General features: G+C 38.0%; 13 protein-coding genes. 9 read left to right on the top strand and 4 right to left on the bottom strand.

Features of this window, described 5'->3' with window-relative positions:
• The first annotated feature begins 13 nt into the window (after positions 1 to 13).
• Positions 14 to 412 (top strand): Co2+/Mg2+ efflux protein ApaG, encoded by a 399-nt coding sequence (apaG, locus tag M9949_06470; GenBank protein ID MCO5251050.1) that lies wholly within the window; start codon positions 14 to 16, stop codon positions 410 to 412.
• Between the two features lie 5 nt (positions 413 to 417).
• Here the strand turns inward: apaG and M9949_06465 are convergent, their stop codons facing one another.
• Positions 418 to 2,472, bottom strand: coding sequence for a methyl-accepting chemotaxis protein (locus tag M9949_06465; protein ID MCO5251049.1), 2,055 nt, complete (start codon positions 2,470 to 2,472; stop codon positions 418 to 420).
• A 139-nt stretch (positions 2,473 to 2,611) separates the two neighbouring features.
• Between M9949_06465 and M9949_06460 the strand changes: the two genes are divergently transcribed.
• Positions 2,612 to 4,489: an ABC transporter ATP-binding protein/permease gene (locus M9949_06460; protein ID MCO5251048.1), complete on the top strand. Its 1,878-nt coding sequence runs from the start codon at positions 2,612 to 2,614 to the stop codon at positions 4,487 to 4,489.
• Here M9949_06460 and M9949_06455 read toward each other — a convergent pair.
• The gene (locus tag M9949_06455) at positions 4,478 to 4,909 is read right to left on the bottom strand and encodes an NUDIX domain-containing protein (protein ID MCO5251047.1); all 432 of its coding nucleotides are present in this window, start codon (positions 4,907 to 4,909) and stop codon (positions 4,478 to 4,480) included. The two genes, M9949_06460 and M9949_06455, sit on opposite strands and share 12 nt — an antisense overlap.
• 163 nt (positions 4,910 to 5,072) lie before the next feature.
• Between M9949_06455 and M9949_06450 the strand changes: the two genes are divergently transcribed.
• From M9949_06450 to M9949_06440, 3 genes are read left to right on the top strand one after another with little or no spacing between them, the layout of a single operon-like run.
• Positions 5,073 to 6,425 carry a DUF444 family protein gene (locus tag M9949_06450; GenBank protein MCO5251046.1) on the top strand — a complete coding sequence of 451 codons (1,353 nt, stop codon included), beginning with the start codon at positions 5,073 to 5,075 and terminating at the stop codon, positions 6,423 to 6,425.
• Positions 6,425 to 8,047 carry a SpoVR family protein gene (locus M9949_06445; protein MCO5251045.1) on the top strand — a complete coding sequence of 541 codons (1,623 nt, stop codon included), beginning with the start codon at positions 6,425 to 6,427 and terminating at the stop codon, positions 8,045 to 8,047. Before M9949_06450 ends, M9949_06445 begins: the two co-directional genes overlap by 1 nt.
• 6 nt (positions 8,048 to 8,053) lie before the next feature.
• Positions 8,054 to 10,339 (top strand): serine protein kinase PrkA, encoded by a 2,286-nt coding sequence (locus M9949_06440; GenBank protein ID MCO5251044.1) that lies wholly within the window; start codon positions 8,054 to 8,056, stop codon positions 10,337 to 10,339.
• Between the two features lie 19 nt (positions 10,340 to 10,358).
• On the opposite strand, the gene M9949_06435 is transcribed toward M9949_06440, so the two are convergent.
• Both M9949_06435 and M9949_06430 read right to left on the bottom strand, forming a co-directional pair.
• Positions 10,359 to 10,682 carry a nucleotidyltransferase domain-containing protein gene (locus M9949_06435; GenBank protein MCO5251043.1) on the bottom strand — a complete coding sequence of 108 codons (324 nt, stop codon included), beginning with the start codon at positions 10,680 to 10,682 and terminating at the stop codon, positions 10,359 to 10,361.
• Between the two features lie 9 nt (positions 10,683 to 10,691).
• Entirely contained in the window at positions 10,692 to 13,727 is a 3,036-nt protein-coding gene (locus tag M9949_06430; protein MCO5251042.1) for an FG-GAP-like repeat-containing protein, read from the bottom strand.
• Positions 13,728 to 13,820: 93 nt separating this feature from the next.
• On the opposite strand from M9949_06430, the gene M9949_06425 reads away from it, so the two are divergent.
• The 4 genes from M9949_06425 (at position 13,821) to M9949_06410 (ending at position 19,575) form a co-directional block, all read left to right on the top strand.
• Complete coding sequence (locus tag M9949_06425; protein MCO5251041.1) at positions 13,821 to 15,053, top strand: M48 family metallopeptidase; 1,233 nt, start codon at positions 13,821 to 13,823, stop codon at positions 15,051 to 15,053.
• 53 nt (positions 15,054 to 15,106) lie between these two features.
• Positions 15,107 to 16,087, top strand: coding sequence for a calcium/sodium antiporter (locus M9949_06420; GenBank protein ID MCO5251040.1), 981 nt, complete (start codon positions 15,107 to 15,109; stop codon positions 16,085 to 16,087).
• Positions 16,088 to 16,227: 140 nt separating this feature from the next.
• Entirely contained in the window at positions 16,228 to 16,599 is a 372-nt protein-coding gene (locus tag M9949_06415) for a response regulator (GenBank protein ID MCO5251039.1), read from the top strand.
• Positions 16,600 to 16,671: 72 nt separating this feature from the next.
• A complete protein-coding gene (locus tag M9949_06410; protein MCO5251038.1) occupies positions 16,672 to 19,575 on the top strand; it encodes a hypothetical protein in 2,904 nt (967 codons plus the stop codon).
• Positions 19,576 to 19,604: the final 29 nt, after the last annotated feature.

The raw sequence follows: 19,604 nt of genomic DNA, 5'->3' as shown, positions 1-19,604 counted from the left end.
AAAAAATTAGAATATGAATACAAAAAATCAAAAAATTACAAATGAGATTTTAGTGGAAGTGGTAACCGAATACATATCACCTGATAGGGTGCAAGGTGATTCGCGGAATTTCTTTGCATATACTGTTACTTTGACTAATTTGGGGAAAAAGCAAGTGCAATTATTATCTCGTCATTGGATAATAATTAATGCTGACGGCAATCGCGATGAAGTCAGAGGCGATGGAGTTGTTGGGTTTACCCCGAAATTATTCCCCGGGCAAACATTTACTTACACAAGCAATTGCCCGATGGATACAGAGTGGGGCACTATGGAAGGCGAATATACTTTCATCACAGACGAAGGCGTCTTTTTTCAGGTAGAAATTCCCCGATTTTACTTAGTAATTCCCGCATTATTAAGCAATCAATAAATAAGCTAACTTTTCAATTTGAATAAGGAAATCTCTTCAGAAAGTTCGTGCATTGATTGAACTAACTGATTTGTAGCCTTTTGAAATTCAGTCAATGAATTTTTAGTTTGGTCAATTGTGATATTCAACTGTTTCATAGCTTGATTAATTTGGTTTGCTGCCGAATTTTGGTTCTTCATCCCCGAATTAACCACCCTGAACTCAGGTTCCATCTCTTGCACTTCGTCAATTATAGAACTAAGATGGCGGCTTATGTCAATCACTTCTGTAATTGTCAAATTCACATTGTCGGTAAATTTTGTAATTTCGCCTATTCCGGTTTTGACAGAATTTTGCATTTCCTTGACCATATAAGCAATATCTTTAGCTGCAATTTTGGTCAGGTCAGACAATCTGCTTATTTCTCTCGCAACAATCGAAAAGCCTTTGCCGTATTCACCGGCTCGTTCTGCTTCGATAGCTGCATTGAGTGCAAGCAATCCCGTTTGGTCGGAAATTTTGTTTATAGTTGTGACGATTCCCGAGATTTTCTTTGCTTTGTCTTCCACTATCGAAAATTTATCATAAAATAGCTTTGTCGAGTTCACAAATCCCGAAACATGTCTCTCCATTTCGTCGAGTTTTACTTTACCGTCTTGAGTGTTTTGAACTGAAGCTTGTATTCTGCTGCTAATTGCATCCATCGTTTTGACAAGTTTATTCGATATAGATGCAATCTCAGTGCTTGACGCCGTTACTTCATGCGATGAAGCAGCTTGCTCGGTAGCACTTGTTTCCAAATCTCTTGCCGAAGCATTGATTTCATTGACTGCACTTCGGACTTCGAGCGATGATTGTTGCACCTTTCCAATCAGCGAACTGAGATTGGATGTCATAATCAATGCTGTCCGAACTAAGCGTACGACTTCGTTTTTGGAGTTCAGAAATGAATCATTATTTGTCATTATCCCTTTCTTTTCGTACTCGCTTCTCATATTTTCAATCAATGATTGAGCTTCTTGGAAATCTCCGGCTGCAAGAAATTCCCCAAGCTCAACAGCTTTTGATATAGGCTTTGAAATATTTTTTGAGATTAGAATAATGATAATGAATAGGATAATAAATCCGGCTAATCCGATTAGCAAAATCAAAATGCTCCGAGAGTTTACTTCTTCCATAATTTCATCCCGAGGAAAAAACAAACCAAGAGCCCATCCACTTGTTGGCAATGGAGCATAGTAAAGAAAGCCGTCTGTTTGGGCAAAGGGGCTGTAATATTCCAAAAATTCCGCTGTGCCGCCTGTCATTTTTTTACCGACCATATTCAAACCCGGATTGTTTGTCCTCTCTGCCATATGAGATATAGATGTGTCACGCTCGTAATTTGCGAAAGGGTGTGCAATGATTTTGCCTGTTTTTGAAATTAAAAAAGCGTAACCTGATTTGTAAACATTGATTGTCGAAACATAATCTTTCAGTGCTTCCAAAGCGATATCGCATGTAACAACACCCGAAAAGCGTTCGTATTCGCCAATCTTTTTAAATATCGGCAATGAATATGTTGACATGAAAATGTCTCCACCGCCCTCATCAAAGTAGGGTTCGCTCCATAAAGGGACACCTTTATCTTTCGGAATTTTGTACCAATCCCAAATCAAATAGTTGTACGATGTATCGGAAAGGTCGCCATAAAGCACATTCTCGGCGTTTCTGTAGTAATATGGAGCAAAATATTTAAGCGAAGTATCAACCAAATAGGGTTCGAGCGAAATTGTCGAGCCATAAATTTCATCATTTGATTCGACTACTGAACGCAAAAAATCACATATTGCAGCTGAATCTAACTTTTGCGATGAGATGAATACGGCTGAGGTTTGGGCAATCTTCTCTACATTTTTAAGGTTTATATCTATTTCGGTCAATGTTTTGTTAGTTATCAATTCTGCCTTTTCGCGAACTGACGAAATAGCTGAATCTCGCGATAGGAAGTAGTTTGCTCCGAATATGATGAAAAAAATCACAGACAAAGCTGATAGGATAAAGAATGATGTTTTGTATGCAATACTTCGTTTTTCGAGCATTTCTATTTCAGATTTATTTTAATCAAAAAATTGTCAATTACAAATAAACTACGATTTATCCAATAAACAATATAAAGATGTTATTAGCAATATATTTTAGCGGTTGGACTCTATTTTCTTATTTTTGCATTGTTATAAAATGAAAAATAATTTGAAAGATAATACAAATACTCAGAAGAAAACGGGTTCATTCAGTAATTTGCTCCGAATCGCAAAGTACGTAATCCCCTTTAAGTGGCTGATGGTGCTGCAAATTGTACTGAACACAATCTTCTCGTTTCTAAATACTGTCTCGGTAACTTTGATACTGCCGATTCTCGAAGTGATTTTTTCGGATGGGAAAGTCAAAACCGAGACTGCTGAAAGCACTAATCCATTGAATAATATCACTGACTCATTTTTTGATTTCATGTACAGCCTGATTGGGCTGCGAGATGACAGCGGGGATGTACTCTATAAAATTAGTGCTTTGATAATCGTTGTATTTGCTCTGAAAAATATTTTCAAGTATGTGGCAGGAATTGTCTCAACCAAGTTGGAAGAAGGTATAATCAAATCCATTCGCGATAAAGTCTTTGCCAAGTTGACGGATTTATCGGTTGACTTTTTTTCCATCAATCGACAAGGCAATCTAATCTCCATACTCACAAACGATGTTCAGGTAATCAATTCTTCAACCCTAAATTCCATTACAGTTTTTCTCCGTGAAATTATCCAAGTTTTGCTGTTCATGTTGTTACTGCTGTCTATTTCGCCAATACTTACGCTAATTGCCTTCAGTACGAGTATTATCAGCTTTTTCTTAGTCAGAGGAGCAATGAAGTTTCTCCGTCGTTACGCTGGCAGAATGCAAGCAGCAATGGGCGAATACACTTCGACTTTATCGGAAACCATTACCGGAATTCGCGTTATCAAAGCCTACAATGCCGAAGATACCGCAAATGAAAAATTCACTACAGAAACCGGAAAGTATGTACAGTCATCAGTCAAACACCGCAAAATTATCGAATTGATACCAACTTCGAATGAATTTTTCGCTATTCTTGCTTTGTGTGTTGTGCTATTCGTAGGTGGTGGCGAAGTGTTAAACGGGCAAATGGAACCCGAGAAATTGATGCTCTTTTTATTCGCTTTGTTTTCAATTATGTCGCCCGTTGCCACTATTGTGAACTCAATTTCGAGATTCCAACATGGTCTGGTTGCCGCAGAAAGAGTATTCAGCGTGCTTGATTATGAGCCAAAAGTGATGCCCGGAACTGAGAAAATAAGCGATTTCAATGCTCAAATCGAAATAAAAGACCTTGTATTTTCATACGATAATTCACCTGTGATTGATGGCGTATCATTGGTGCTTCCAAAGTCTCGGAAAATAGCTTTTGTCGGTTCGAGCGGAAGCGGCAAATCAACGATGCTGGATTTGGTAATCAGATTCTATGACCCAAACAGTGGCAAGATTGAAATTGACGGGCAGGACATCAAAATGCTCGATACCAAATCTTATCGCTCCCTATTTGGCATTGTAGGGCAGGAAAACATGCTTTTCAACGATACTATCCGAAACAATATCAAATATGGATTCAAATCAGCAACTGAAGAGCAAATAATCAGTGCAGCTAAAAAATCCAACGCCTATGATTTCATTATGAATACAAAAAATGGCTTCGATACTGTTGTGGGCGACCGAGGAGTTACGCTATCAGGTGGCGAAAGGCAACGCATTGCTATTGCACGGGCGCTAATTCGCGGACCTCAGATACTAATTTTCGATGAAGCAACTTCAGCTCTCGATGCCGAATCCGAAAAAATTGTCCAAGCTGCAATCAACAAATCGCTTGCCGACAAAACTGCAATAATCGTAGCTCACCGATTGGCTACAATTATTGATTGCGATATGATTTACGTGTTCGACAAAGGCAAAATCGCTGAAAGTGGAACTCATAAGGAGCTTATTGCACATTCAGGTGTTTATAAAATGCTGTATGACTTGCAATTTTCCCAAGCGACGCTAAATGTATGATTTCCAGAATTTTTCTACTTCTGCGAGCAAGGGGTCAATAGTTTCTAACTGAATTTTATGCGGTGGAGCCCAATCTATCCATTCAAAATGGCTGTGCTCGGTCAACTTGATATCCGGCGTATGGTCAATCAGCCCAAGAAAAATATTTAATTCCTTGAGTATCGGTTTCGACTGAAATTTTCGCGTTTTGGTATAATACTGAGTTTGGTACTGAAAACCATCTATAAGTCTAATCAAATCAGGGTAAATGCCGGTCTCCTCGTAAAATTCTCTAAATGCACACTCTTTCAGCGATTCGCTATGTTCCATATGTCCCTTAGGCAAATCCCAGCGTGTGCGATGCCGCAATAACAAAAACCGAAGTTTCGGTTCTAACGAAAATAATAAAATTCCGGCGGCGTAAATTTTTGGTTCTTCCAAATCTATTCTTCTTAAAATTGTCTAAATATATCAAGCAAATTTACCAAATCAAATTCATTAAACTACACTTGGAAATAAAATTGATTAAGATTATTGCCATAGTCAAAAAATGTGTATTTTTATATCACGTCGTAATAAAAAACTGAATAACGGCATTGAAGCTATGAAAAAAGAATCTGAAAACACGAAAATTTTCGATAATTCTGCTACAAACAGCGATGATTATATCGAATGGGAAAAAAAGATTGGTGGAAGCCATGAAATCGTAATCCAATCTGAGGATGCGAAGCCTAACAATTTATTTTCCGAATCAGTAGGGCTGAAGCCTGATTCGTCGAGTTATAATATGACTTTGCAAACTTTGGACGAACTTTTAACTCGTGATGACCAACGCGACAAAGATGGTTTTCCGCGAAGAATCAAGTTGGGTAAATTAGTCAAACCCGGCAAAAAAAAGCAACAAGTCATCATTGTCCCGACAACAACAGAGCCAAAATTTTACCATGACGATTCGATTACAACCGAAGAGGAAACCACAGGTGGCACCGGCGATGGGGAAGAAGGCGAAGTAATTGGCGAAGAATCTGCCGAAGGACAACCAGGCGAAGGCGAAGGTCAAGGCGCCGGCAAAGGTGGAGGAGACGGGCATGATGTCATTTCTGATGCTTTCGATTTAGGGAGGATTTTGACCGAGAAATTCCAACTACCAAACTTGAAAGTAAAAGGCAAAAAGAGGTCATTTACAAAATACACATATGATTTGACTGATAAAAACAAGCGTTTCGGGCAAATTCTCGACAAAATGGCAACATTGAAAAATGTGATTAAAACCAATATTTTGCTCGGGAATATAGACCCCGACAAAGAATTTTCACCTGATAAATTGATGTTGAATCCTAATGATGAAATTTATAGAATTCTTTCGGCTGAGAAAGACTTCGAAACTCAAGCAATTGTATTCTTTTTGCGAGATTATTCCGGTTCGATGCAAGGAAAACCTACTGAAGTAGTGACTACACAGCATTTGCTGATTTATAGTTGGCTGATGTACCAATATAACGAAAATGTCGAAACACGATTCATTTTGCATGACCAAGCTGCAAAGGAAGTTCCTGATTTTTATACTTATCACAATTCTTCAGTTGCGGGTGGAACGAATGTTTTTCCTGCATTTGAGCTCGTAAATCAAATTATCGAAAAGGAACAATTAGTTCGCGATTACAACATTTACGTCTTTTACGGCACTGATGGCGATGATTGGGATGCCGACGGCAAACTAACAATTACAGAACTGCAAAAAATGGCTAATACCACAAATCGTGTTGGTATTACTGTAGCGCGAAATTCTTGGGGTGGTGCATCAACAACGACGGTTGAAAAATATCTCGAATCGTCCGGTTTGTTGAAACAGCACCCCGAGATATTTAAGATGGATGGTTTCTCGGCTACAGATGCAGACGAAAATCGAATCATGGATGGAATTAAGAAATTAGTCGAGCAAGGAGTAACACACTAATGAAATTAATAGACCAAGATACAAAAAAAATCATGGAAGAGTGCAAATCGCGCGCTCAAGATGCAGGTTTGAATTTCCAAAGCGAAACACTCGAATATATAGTCACAAACCAAGATTTGATTGAACTATCGCCCAAAGGCATGATTCCGACTCTTTACGATTATTGGGTGAACGATGTGGAGGTACTCAAAGGCAAAGGGCAATATAAATTATACCCGCACAATCCGTATGAGACTGTGATTAACTCTCGCCCGGCAATTTCTTACTATAATGACAACAACCCCGATTGGCTGAATATCATGATTTTTTATCATGTGCTCGGTCATGTTGATTTCTTTCAAAATAATATATTTTTCGAGCACACTTGGAATGATGATTTCGTCGGACAAGCTCTCGCCGAGAAAAGATTGATTGCCACTCTCAGGAGCAGTCATGGACGTTGGGTGGATTATATCATAGAATTTTGCAGGGGAATTGACAATTTATCGGGATATTTTACAGATTTATCTCAACAAAATTTCCCCGCTAATATGGAATTGTCCTCCAAATTGAACTATTATTTCGAGGACTTTTTGCAATCCGAAGTTAAGGTAACATCCGGGGAAGTTTATTCGGAAGTGAAGCGTTATAATGATATTTTCGATAAAAATCCCGACCTTGCCGAATCGCTCTTTTTCTCGGGTATCAAATCAAAATATCCCGAATTTGACAGCAAATATGAAAAATCTCAAAAAGTTGACAAGGTAAAACCTACAGATATTCTCGAATTCATTCGTGATAATTCGCCCTATTTGAATCGTGATGAAAATGAATGGATGAAAGCTATCATGAATATCGTTCGGAGCACATCTGTTTACTTTGCGCCACAAATTCGAACAAAAACTATCAATGAGGGTTGGGCAAGTTATTGGCATGACGAATTGTTTATCAAAGACGACAGAATAAAAGGTCATGAATCGGAATATGCAGTTATTAACTCCAAAGTTACTTCAATCAGTCGCATTGGCTATAACCCTTATGCTATAGGGCTGAGATTGTTTCAACATATCGAACAATCTGCCAACAGAGGCAAACTAAATTACAACTACCAGCTAATCAAAGATTATGAGAAACGCGAGAATTATGACCGACAAACGAATTCGGGCAAAAGAGTATTATTTGATATACGTAAGAATTTTACTGATTTTATGTTGATTAATACTTTTGTTGACCAAGAATTTGTTGATGAATATGACCTATTTGTTGTCGGCAAAAGAATGAATAAAAGTCGCGGTACATATGAATATTACGTCAAAAGCCGAAAAGCAACCGATTACAAGCAGATGCTCATTGACAATATGTACCATCCGCCAATAATAAGCGTTGATGTAGCTAAAAGTAATGACAAGACTTTGTACCTCAAACATGCCTTTGAGGGCAAGCAACTTTATAAGCCATATATTTCAGATACATTGTTAGGTATCGAGTATCTTTGGACGGGCGGAATGTACGAAGGCACTGTGATACTCGAAACTACCGACATCTACAAAAAGACTGAAGACACAGACTCGGAAGATAAATTCGAGTTTCGTCCCGTTGTTTATACTATGAAAAATAAAAAATTATCCAAAAGAAATCTTTAGAAAAACATGGAAACATTTGTCGAGATTCAATCCAAAGCTAAAAGACTCGAAGCTCTAATAAATTTGAGCAACAACATAATGGAAAAGGAAAAAAGAATGCCGATTCCCTTTAACGATTTTTTGTATTTATCATCGAAAAATCCCGAATTAGTGTTCCGAAATATATATCAACTATTTCATGACATGGTGCATCATTACGTTCCGGACGGGAAGGATGATTTTACTCGTGACACCGAGCATATTGGATTTATTGATTATGATACATCTAAATTGTTAGCACATGAATGCGACGACCCTTTTTTCTCGGATAGATTATTTGCAAATCGCTTCATGAATCTTATCAATGACTTTCGCAAAGGCTCCAATACAAATCGAATATATATATTCGAGGGACCTCCCGGAAGCGGCAAAAGCACTTTTTTGAATAATTTACTCCACAAGTTTGAAGAATATACCAAGAAACCCGAAGGCGTATCTTACAAAACTTATTGGAGGCTCGATATCGAACAACTCGGTGGATTCCAATCTAAAGAAATGCAAAAGTATAGGATAGAAGAGGAAAAGCATAAAGAAAAGAAGGAAGCCGCAAATACATCAATATTAAATTTTCCCGAAAAATATCTCGAATTTTCATGTCCGAATCATGACCATCCGATATTGCAAATTCCAAAGCCATTCCGGAGGCAATTCCTTGATGAACTAATACCCGAAGGGGATTTCAAACTGAAAATGTTCAATAATAGGGAATATGAATGGATTTTCAAAGATGTACCTTGTTCAATTTGTAGTTCAATCTCCAAAACACTAATGGACAGGCTTGGCGACCCACTTGCAGTCTTCAGCATGATGAATGCTCGCAAAAATTATTATAATCGTCAATTGGGCGAAGGCATCAGTGTTTTCAATCCCGGCGACCCGCTTTGCAGGGAGAATTTATCCAAACCATCATTGCAATATATGATAAATGACTTGCTCAAAAATGACGAAGTCAACTACGCATTTTCATATTTAGCAAAGACCAACAACGGCGTTTTAGCTTTGATGGATATTAAGGAACATAACGTTGAACGATTGAAAGCTTACCATGGAATTATAAGCGACGGTGTTCACAAAGTAGATTTGACCGAAGAATATATCAGGACTCTATTTATCGGATTGGTTAATCCGGAAGATAAAATTCATTATGTTGATATAAAATCATTCCAGGACAGAATCATCAATGTCAACATTCCTTATGTGCTTGATTACAACACCGAAGTTGCAATTTATACCGAAAAATTCAACGAATCAATTTTGCATAGTTTTTTGCCGGGAATTTTGTCGAATTTTGCAAAAATTATCATCGCAACACGTTTAGAAAATGATGCACCCGCATTGAAAAAATGGATAAATAAGCCCGATAAATATTCGAAATATCTCGATAAAAACCTTTTATTGCTAAAGATGGAAATCTATAACGGTAAAATTCCTGAATGGCTCAGCGAAGACGATATAAAAAGATTCAATAAAGCGATGCGGAAGGATGTATTGGCGCAATCGGAAATGGAAGGCAGAAAAGGGATTTCCGGCAGACGTTCACTGTGGGTCTTCAACGAATTTTACTCAATGCATCGCAATTCCAAAAGATTGATTACAATGGATGATGTTAAGAAATATTTCGAGAATAAAAAAGAGGACGCCGACGTTGATGTACCCGATGATTTCATCGAAAAGCTGATTGATTTGTACGATTACGATGTATTGCAGCAAGTCAAAGAAGCAATTTATTTCTTCAACAAAAAGCACATTTCCGATGATATTGCCAATTACCTATTTGCAATTAACTTCGAAATTGGCGACACAAAGAGGAACGAAACCACGGGTGACGTAATTGTTGTAACTGAGGAATATCTTGAGACTTTTGAAGCGAGAATTTTAGGCAAATCAGCCACTCCAACTACTCAAAAAGCTCTACGACGCGACACATTCAACGAATATGTTTCCGATACACTGTCCCAAGAAATTCGTTTGGAAGGGAAGACGGTGTTTGAAACCAAGCTGTTCAAAGCCCTTTTCGAAAAATATACCCGAAATTTGAAAGAAAATGCACTCGCTCCATATGCAAAGAATGAAAATTTCCGTCGTGCAATTTTGGATTACGGGTCAAGCCAATTCCAAACTTATGACGAACGACTGAAACGTGACGTTAATTATATGATAGAAAACCTTCAATCGAAGTTCGGCTATAGCGAGATTGGTGCCACACAGGTCAGCATCTATGTTTTAGACAAAGATTTGCCGAATAAGTATTGATGGTGGGGGGATTAATTGTTCAATTGACAACGATTTCAATTCCTGTAGCAATTATTTCCTCATAGAAAGGATTACCATTGGTAAATGACTCTGTTGAAAATGTCTTGGTTTCAATATCAAGATAATCTTTCTTAATACCGACTGAGGATAACAATTTTCTGTCTTCAAATCCGAATCCTGTAAATTCACCCGATACTAAGGCTAAATCTATGTCTGAATCTTTTGTTTGGCAGTTCTTCGAATATGAACCGTAAAGATAGATTCTTTCGATATGAACTCCATTTTCGATAAGTTCTCTTACGAAGGATTTTACCTTTTCTATTGCAAGTTCTTGTGTAAGCATAGTTTTATTCTACCTCACCTTCACCATTCTCAGTGTTTCGTTTTTGATGCCATTGTAAATTTGGATATAATATACTCCCGAACTTAGGCTTTCGGTATTTAGCGTAATTAGCCCGCTTCCCATCGCATTATGAGTTGATTGGCTAACAAAACGTCCGCTTTCGTCGCTTATGATGATTTCAATCGGATAATTTGGATTTGCATTGTGAATCTGGACAAAACCGGCTTGGACTGTCGGGTTTGGATAATATTCTATGTTTAATTCGTGCGAACAACAATGGTCTTCAACTGACGACGGGTCATAACCTATGCCGGTGAATGACACTCTGCGAACTTTCTGGAAGAATGAAGTAGTAGTGATATCCACAGGTTTGCTTATTGATGATGCTTGTTTGGGTTTGAATCGAACTTTTACGTTCATACTTTCGTTCGCTCCCAAATCATATGGTGGATTGAAATCAAGCAGTTCAAAAATGCCATTGTTTAATAAAATATCAATTTTCTCGATGGTTAATATTCCACCTCCGGAATTCCCTAACTGCACATCCATGTCTTTGAAACTGCCTATTTCAGCCGTCCCGAAATCATATGATTCTTCAGCAGCCAAATCCGGTCGCGGTCCGTCGCCTGTTCCGCTCAAACTCACTGACACTTCATTATGATTATAGGCATTTGAACCTATTTTCAAACTTGCATTGTAATCAATATATTCAATTGGCGAAAATTTGACTCGAACTATTTCTTCGCTTTTGGCTTCTACCACAAAACTTTGCCCGTCGAGCACCTCAAACACAGCATCTTTGTTGCCGAGTATATCTATGTATTCAATTTCTAATGCTATTTCTCCGAAATTTTCAATTATTAATTCCATCACTCGGGGTGTGTCTATATGAACTATTCCGAAATCTACAGAATTTTGATTAACGGCAATCATTGGTTGGTCAGCAAACCCATATCCTTCCAAATCGTAGCCACGGCGGGTACCGTTTATAGCATTTGAAATGAATTCGACTTCGCCTATAAACAAGCCCCGCTTATCGGGATTAAATTTTGCGCCGATGCTTAGTTCCTCTCCGGGAGCTAATGTAAACCCAGCCGGAACTTTAGTGAACTCGTAGATTGGCGACAACTTTGAAATTGAATAATTTTCGACCACCAAATCCGCATCACCAATATTTTGAATTACTAATTCCGAGCTTTTATTTTCATTTTCATTGACTGTCCCGAAATCAAGTTTTGCTTGTTTGAAGGCAATGATAGCTTGTGGTTCTGCCCAAGTTTTTATAATATTGTAAGTACCATTTGGCAAAATATCCAAATTCAAATTCATCGGTGGATTGTAAACTTTAACAGTTTGTAAATTTTTCTCAGGCAATCGAATAGTAATCGAATCAATTCTATTTTTTTGTGCCATTCCGATTGTTTGCAAAAATGGTTGTTGGTTAGAAAAATGCCCCAGACCTGCTTGTAGCTCACGCATTTGGTTCAACTCTCCGGAGTGAACCGTTACTCGAGTACCGATGCCTGATTGATTGACTCCCGCAGGCATCTTGGGGTTTATCCCTGCCCAATTATTAGCATTCCCAATTTTATTTTCAAGTAAAACGATTGCCATATATGCTCGTGGCACTTTTATTTGTTGAGCTTGACCATTTATGACTGTATCAATTAGCAAAGTATCGCGAGCCTGACGAGTTACGATTAAGTCTTGGTCGCCATCTAAATCGAAATCAATCGGCTCCATCGAATGCCCTTCCTTCATGCTGAAGAAAATCCCCAGCTTCTTGGAAATATCTTCGAAACTCTTGTCTTCCTTTTGTTGAAGTATATAAAGGCGTTCTTGTCCTTCGAGATTCGCTTGTGGGTATGACATCTGACCGATTGCTACATCGAGTTTGCCATCATTATCAATGTCGAACCACGTAGCACCCATGTCACCGAGATGTGAGTTTAGTGGCGCATCTCGCTTTAGCAAATTCACATCCCATTCATATCTATAACCATTTTTTGCACCACCGTTTACAGCAATTGTAGTTCTACCCACTCCGGCTCCATAACCGCCATGAACTAAAACTTGTAGTAAATCCATATCGCCGTCATTGTCAAAATCTGCGGGATTGGCTTCCCATTGGCACAAAAGTCCGGGACCGTTCCGTAGCAAATGTTGGGCGCTGTAATTTGCTTCTGATGTTGCATCGCGGAAAGTTCCGTCGCCATTGTTAGCGAATATGCTGCCTGTGCTGCGACAATACGGCGATGTGATGATATCCTGCCAACCGTCATTATTCCAATCAGTGACATTTACTCCATACATCGGCTCACGAACAGAATTAATAGCAGCATCATTAACACGAGTGAACGAACCGTCGCCATTGCCTTTAAACAACACATCCAATTGTTTCACATCAGCTGTACTCGCGTAATAATCGGTAAACCAAGTCGAAAAGTACATATCAATATTGCCGTCATAATCGTAATCAAGGAATGCGATTCCCGAAGTGTTTATCAAGCCTTGTGGCAAAATCGGGTCTAATTGAATTGTATTCAAACCCGATAATTTGTAAAGTGTAAATTTCCCCGTTCCATCGTTTAATAATACCTCGGTTCTATCGCCCGGGTCATTTTCACCTTTATATCCTGTGAATCTGTGGTAATATATGCTTGTTACAATGTCAATATGCCCGTCGTTGTTCACGTCTGCCAATGCAGCAACATCGGAAATCCGCAAACGGTCGCTTCCGTCGCGCGTTTGATTGATACCCGATTCCTCGGTAAACTCTACAAAAATTCTACTCGGGTCACCGGGTAAACCTGTGCCCGGGCGGTTCAAGAACACTCTCAATGTGTTGTGCGTTGCCTTTGGTCCGCCTAAAATCAAATCCGGATAGTTGTCGCCATCAATATCGGCTACCCATATACGTGATACTGAAACGTCATCGAGCCCAACTTTGTTTGTAATGTCTTCAAGCCAATCAGGTGTTTGGGCAGTTAGAATGCCTGTTGGGATTAACATCAATAATAGAATTATTCGTAATTTTTGCATCATTTTAAATAGTTTTCTTAGTTTTACATTTGTAACGAATTTAATTTTAACATTTTTTTCTGTAATAGTCAAATTTATTTTTATCGGAGTTTTATTTTGAACATAATTGCTGTTATAATCTTAGTAACTTTAGTTGTAAATTTCATTATTTCGCTCGTTTCTGAGCATTTGAACAAAAAGAAGATGTTTGCTTCGGTCGTCCCTCCGGAGTTAGCTGATATATATACTGATGAGCAATTCTCGAAAGCGAAGTCATATTACTCCGATAGGCTCAATATGTCTTCAGTATCCGATGCTTTGGGCTTGATTGCTTTCCCTCTATTTTGGTTTATGGGTGGTTTCCCGTATTTAGAGTCTGTCGTATCAGGCATTACAGATTCCGAAATTTATCGCGGGTTGCTATTCATCGGCATCCTGGTTTTTGCCCAATTTCTAATCGGATTGCCATTTTCCATATATTCAACTTTTGTGATTGAAGCCAAATATGGATTTAACAAAATGACAGCCAAAACATTCGTACTTGATTTGCTCAAATCAACGTTGCTGTCTATGCTAATCGGTTTGCCTATTCTCGCAGCGATATTATGGGTGTTTGGCGAACTTGGCAATAGTGCTTGGCTAATCGGTTTTTTGCTTGTTACGGCAATATCATTCATTTTGTCATATATTGCTCCGACTTGGATTATGCCACTTTTCAACAAATTTGTACCGCTCGAATTGGGCTCGCTACGTGATAAAATTACTGCTATGGCTGAAAAGGCAAAATTCCCACTCACGAATATTTTCGTGATTGATGGTTCCAAACGCTCAACCAAATCGAACGCATTTTTCACAGGGTTCGGCAAGAACAAACGAATTGCTCTTTATGACACACTGATTCAAAATCATTCTGAAGAGGAACTCGTGGCAGTATTAGCTCACGAAATCGGACATTACAAACTGAAGCATATCACTCAAGGTATGGCAATCGGTATAGTTCATACCTTCGTTTTGTTTTTTCTTTTGGGGCAAATTTTACAATCGGAAATGCTGTACTCCGCTTTTTATATGACAAATATGCCAATCTATGCCGGGTTGATTTTTTTCGGAATACTGTTTTCGCCGATTGAAAGCATCTTATCAGTTGCGATGAATTCACTATCGCGCCGAAATGAATTTGCAGCTGATAATTTTGCGAAAAAGTTGATTGGCAAAGGTACGCATCTAATCGAAGCTCTGAAAAAACTCAGTACGGATAATTTGTCAAACCCGGTTCCAGATCCTTTTTATGTTTTGCTGAATTATTCACATCCGCCGGTTGTCGAACGAATTCGCAAACTTGCTGAGTGAAGTAATATTTAAGCAAAATTTCGTCACTATATATTTAAAAAACACTTAATAATATGGATATATCTACTGATTCGATTCCGTTTGCAATTGCATTATTGATTTTGGGGACTGTCATGTTGTACTATGGGGCAGAGGGCTTAGTCAAAGGCTCTGTCAAACTTGCATTCCGAATTGGGATTACACCCCTGATAATTGGGCTGACTGTGGTTGCATTTGGCACCAGCAGCCCCGAATTAGTTGTGAGTTTATCAGCTGCTTATCAAGGTAGTAGCGAAATAGCAATTGGCAACGTAATCGGCTCAAATATATGCAATATTGCACTCATACTTGGTGTTGCGGCATTAATCAGACCAATTCAAGTCAAAATGCAATTAATCAAAACCGATATTGCGATTATGATAGCTTTTTCGATTTTAGTGTTTTTTTTCATAATTGATGGTGAAATTTCGCAATTTGAAGGTGTAATACTTGTGATTTTACTTTTTGCCTATATTTACTACAATGTTTGGCTTTCTAAGAAAAATAATAAAAAAATTGAATTAGACGACCTCGATATTCCCAAGTCTAAAACTGATAAGCCCATTTTGGATATACTACTCATCATTGCAGGCTTGGTTATTCTAATGCTGGGTGCTCATACTTTCCTCGAGGGTGCTATCAGGATTGCCAAGTATATTGGCGCTTCGAATGCTGTGATAGGATTGACTGTCGTAGCCTTTGGTACAAGTTTGCCCGAATTGGCAACTTCAGTGGTGGCTTCAATCAAAAATGAAGGAGATATTTCAATTGGAAATGCAATTGGCTCCAATATTTTTAATTTACTTATGATACTCGGCGTTACCGGATTGTTTTATTCAATCAATACAAGCGGTATCAGCTACTTGGATTACGGTGTTATGATTGCCACTTCGGTTATTATTGTTCCAATGGCTTTGATGGGAATGAGAATAAGCAGGATGAATGGTGCAGTGTTGCTTTTGATTTATATTGCCTACATTGCGTACTTATTTTCTAATCTTCAAACTTATGATTAAAATTCGTACAGAATGAAGTCTCATAACTTATCTTTTTCGCTCATTTTTAAATCGAATAATAGGCTTGATTTCAGAAGTTTTTGATTAACTTTGTAATTGAAATAGTTTTGAATTAGAAAAAAATGACTCGGGAGCAAATAATGATAGATTTGAACGGTAAAACCATTCTTATAGCGGAAGACGAAGAGTTTAACTATAAATTTCTTGAACGTGTTCTTATCAAACTTGGTGCGGAAGTCATCAGAGCCCATAATGGCAAAGAAGCGGTTGAGTTAGTTGGAAGCAACAATAAATTTTGGATTCTACTGTTAGATTTGAAAATGCCGGTTATGACAGGCTATGAAGCAGTTCACCATATTCGTAGTGCCGGATATAGACTTCCTGTATTAGCCGTCACAGCCTATGCTTTTTCGGAAGATAGAGATAAAGCTATTGCTGCCGGTTGTGATGATTACATATCAAAACCATTCGAAATTCAAGATTTGATAGAGTTATTGAAAAAATATTTGTGATTTTTCCTTTTTTAGTGTAATCTTTTTCACTTTCATGTGTTTATACTATATATAACATACTGAGTGGTAAAAATGTTTAGCAAACTGAAATCGTGGTTAAAAAGTTTGCATCTGCAAATATTGGCAACTTTGTTCGTATTGCCAAGCACCATTCTTGTGTCTCAAATTGATACTGTTGACATACTTCCACCCCAAATACATAAAAATTCCGGTTGCGGAGAGTTTGCCGTAGTAGTCACTGAGATTCGTAATTTCCCACTGAATGCCGATACTTTCAATCTCGACGCAGGGATTAGTAACGAGCCAATTCTTTTTCGTACAGTGTCAGAAAATATTTCCGAAATTAAACTAAATTCGGACTTCATACCCGGCAAAAAGAATACACGCTTTTCATTCACAATGTCAGTTGATAATAAGTATAAGAAAGCACATGCAGTTTTTGCTGTGTATGACGATGCTTCCCCAAATAACAATTTCATATTCGATTCAGTACGATATATACCTGAATTATTAGAATTAGCTCCGACGAATTTGAGCTTTGGTAATGTTTTTATCGGAAATAGTGCCCAATTAGAAACTAAGTTGACCAATATCAGCGATTTTCCAATCGAAATTAAAGAACTACGATTGCTTAACAGCACAGTTTTTAAAATTGTATCTATAGAGCCGGATATTCGATTTATAGAAGCTAATGAAACTATAAAAATCAAAATTGAATATAGCCCTGTTGAAAATACGAATTCTTATGATTTTGATTTTGACTCTCTAATTGTTAAAACAAATTGCCTTGAGTTCGTTACCGAAATGTTCGGTTATGGCGTCAAGCCTTATATTCAAGTTGACGATATTGATTTCGGAGCCGTAGCAATCGGTTCAAAATTATGTAATGATGAGCCACCATTAGCGCCCGGAATTAGAATTTATAATCGAGGTAACGGACATTTAATAATCAAAGATTATTTACCGCCCGACATTGATGGTCCATACCATGTTGTGGAAACGATGGCTTCTCCAATCAAAGGTCGGGTCGTTATACCCACATCAGAAATCTATTTCAAATCAATTTGTTTCGAACCTACTCAGCAGGGCGAATTCTTCGATGAAGTTGTTTTCAGAAGTAATGCCACCGGGACTGACAGCATTTGCAAATTAAGAGCAATTGCCTATTTCCCGGGAGTACATTTCTTAGCTGTCAACTTTGGCTCATTGAGAGTTGGCGATACATTAGAAAAATTCATTGTCATACGCAACGATAGTGAGAACCCTATTGATTTGACAAATGTTTTCCTCGACAAAGCTTCTACCGAGTTTAGGATTTTATCTCAAAAAGCGTCGCTTTTCCCAACTTCAAACAAGCCTATCACAATTTATCCTAAAAACACATCGGGAACAGATAAAATAACCGAATTGCTGATTCCGGTTCAATATACACCAGTGAATGAGGGTTATTCAGAAATCCGCATCAATTTGGAGACTACAACACAAGGTGTTAAGAGCATCCCGATGTTTAATTATGTTCGGGGAAGTGCATATTTGCCTAAATTATTTGCGAAAGGATATAATTTTGCCGAAAGAACTCTTGTAAATAATGTTAGCTCCGATACCGGATTTGTATATATACGTTCTTTTTCAGAGACCGCTGACCTAAAAATAAAAAAAATCGAAATCGAAAAGACTGAGTTTCAGGGAATCAATGATTTTATATTTACTTTTGCTTTCCCGAGAGATATTGTCCTTTACCGCAACAGTTCCTTACGGCTACCTGTGGTTTTCCGTCCTGAAGGTGCAGGGCATCGCAGCATCAAAGTTGTCATCTATCACGATGCATACATAGGTAAAACTGACCCCTTGAGATATGATACCACCATTGTCTATCTCACAGGCGAGGGCTATAACAAAGTGCTTGCATTCGAAAATCTGCTTTTTGATAATGTTATTCATTGTGCAGAATCAACCGGGAAATTGAAACTTAGTAATATCAGCACCGATAAAGAAGCATTTATATTGGATATGAAAATTATTTCCGGTGATATTGGTGCATTTGAACTTGATTTAGAAGAATTTGATAATGAATTTGTGATACTTCAACCCGGCGACAACTACGAAGTTGATGTAACTTTCAAACCTGATGTCTATTTCAAAAATAATTTCGAAGCTGTAGTTAGGGTTTTCTCAGATGTTGATACTGCGACAGCAATACTGAAAGCAACTACACGGAAATATGATTTAGCCGTCAAGCTCGATACACTCAACAATGTTGTTCCGGGAATGTTGACTTTGCTCAGAGAGAAATTCCCCATGAATCGCGAATTTCCGATTTCCTTGGTTTCTGATAATTTAGCGGAATTGGGGATTAGGAAATTTGATATAACCCTTAAATTCGGCAAAAACGATTTGATATATATTGACCAAGTGGAGCCCGGCATAGGCATTGCTGATTGGCATACACTCAACGCAAAACTTATCCCACTTGATGATAAATATAATTTATTGCATATTTGGGGGGAGGGAGACCGTGATTTGCTTTTTGGCGATGATATCATTAAGCCCGGATTTATAGTGATGCTTGGTGATTCCGGCATTTTAGATGTTGATATTTATGACGCCACTTTCTATGCAACGGATTCTTGTACTGTATATAAGCTCAATCCCGGACAAATGTATATGTCCTATTGTGGCAGTCACATTCGCAATCTTATTATCCCCAATCATGTTTACGATATATGGACTGAACAAGTCGTATTAAAGAATAGTGGGGGAACTGAACTGAATTATACCGTTGCTATTGAAAGCCAAACACAAGTTCGAGTTTACAATTCAACCGGTGAGTTAGTTGAAACTATTGCAGATAATGTTCTCAAAAAAGGCTTCTATACACATCTAATTGACCTATCAAGATATTCCGGCGGGATGTATTTTGTTACGATGAGTTCAGGTCCTTACACCGCAGTTCGAAAATTCTTTGTAATAAATTGATTTTTCTGCCCGATTAATTTTATAATATC

Origin of the sequence: Candidatus Kapaibacterium sp., from assembly GCA_023957315.1 — a bacterium.
Taxonomy (GTDB): Bacteria; Bacteroidota; Ignavibacteria; order Kapaibacteriales; family UBA2268; genus PGYU01.
Note: the sequence above shows the minus strand (reverse complement) of the source record. Positions and strands in the feature narration are given on the sequence as shown.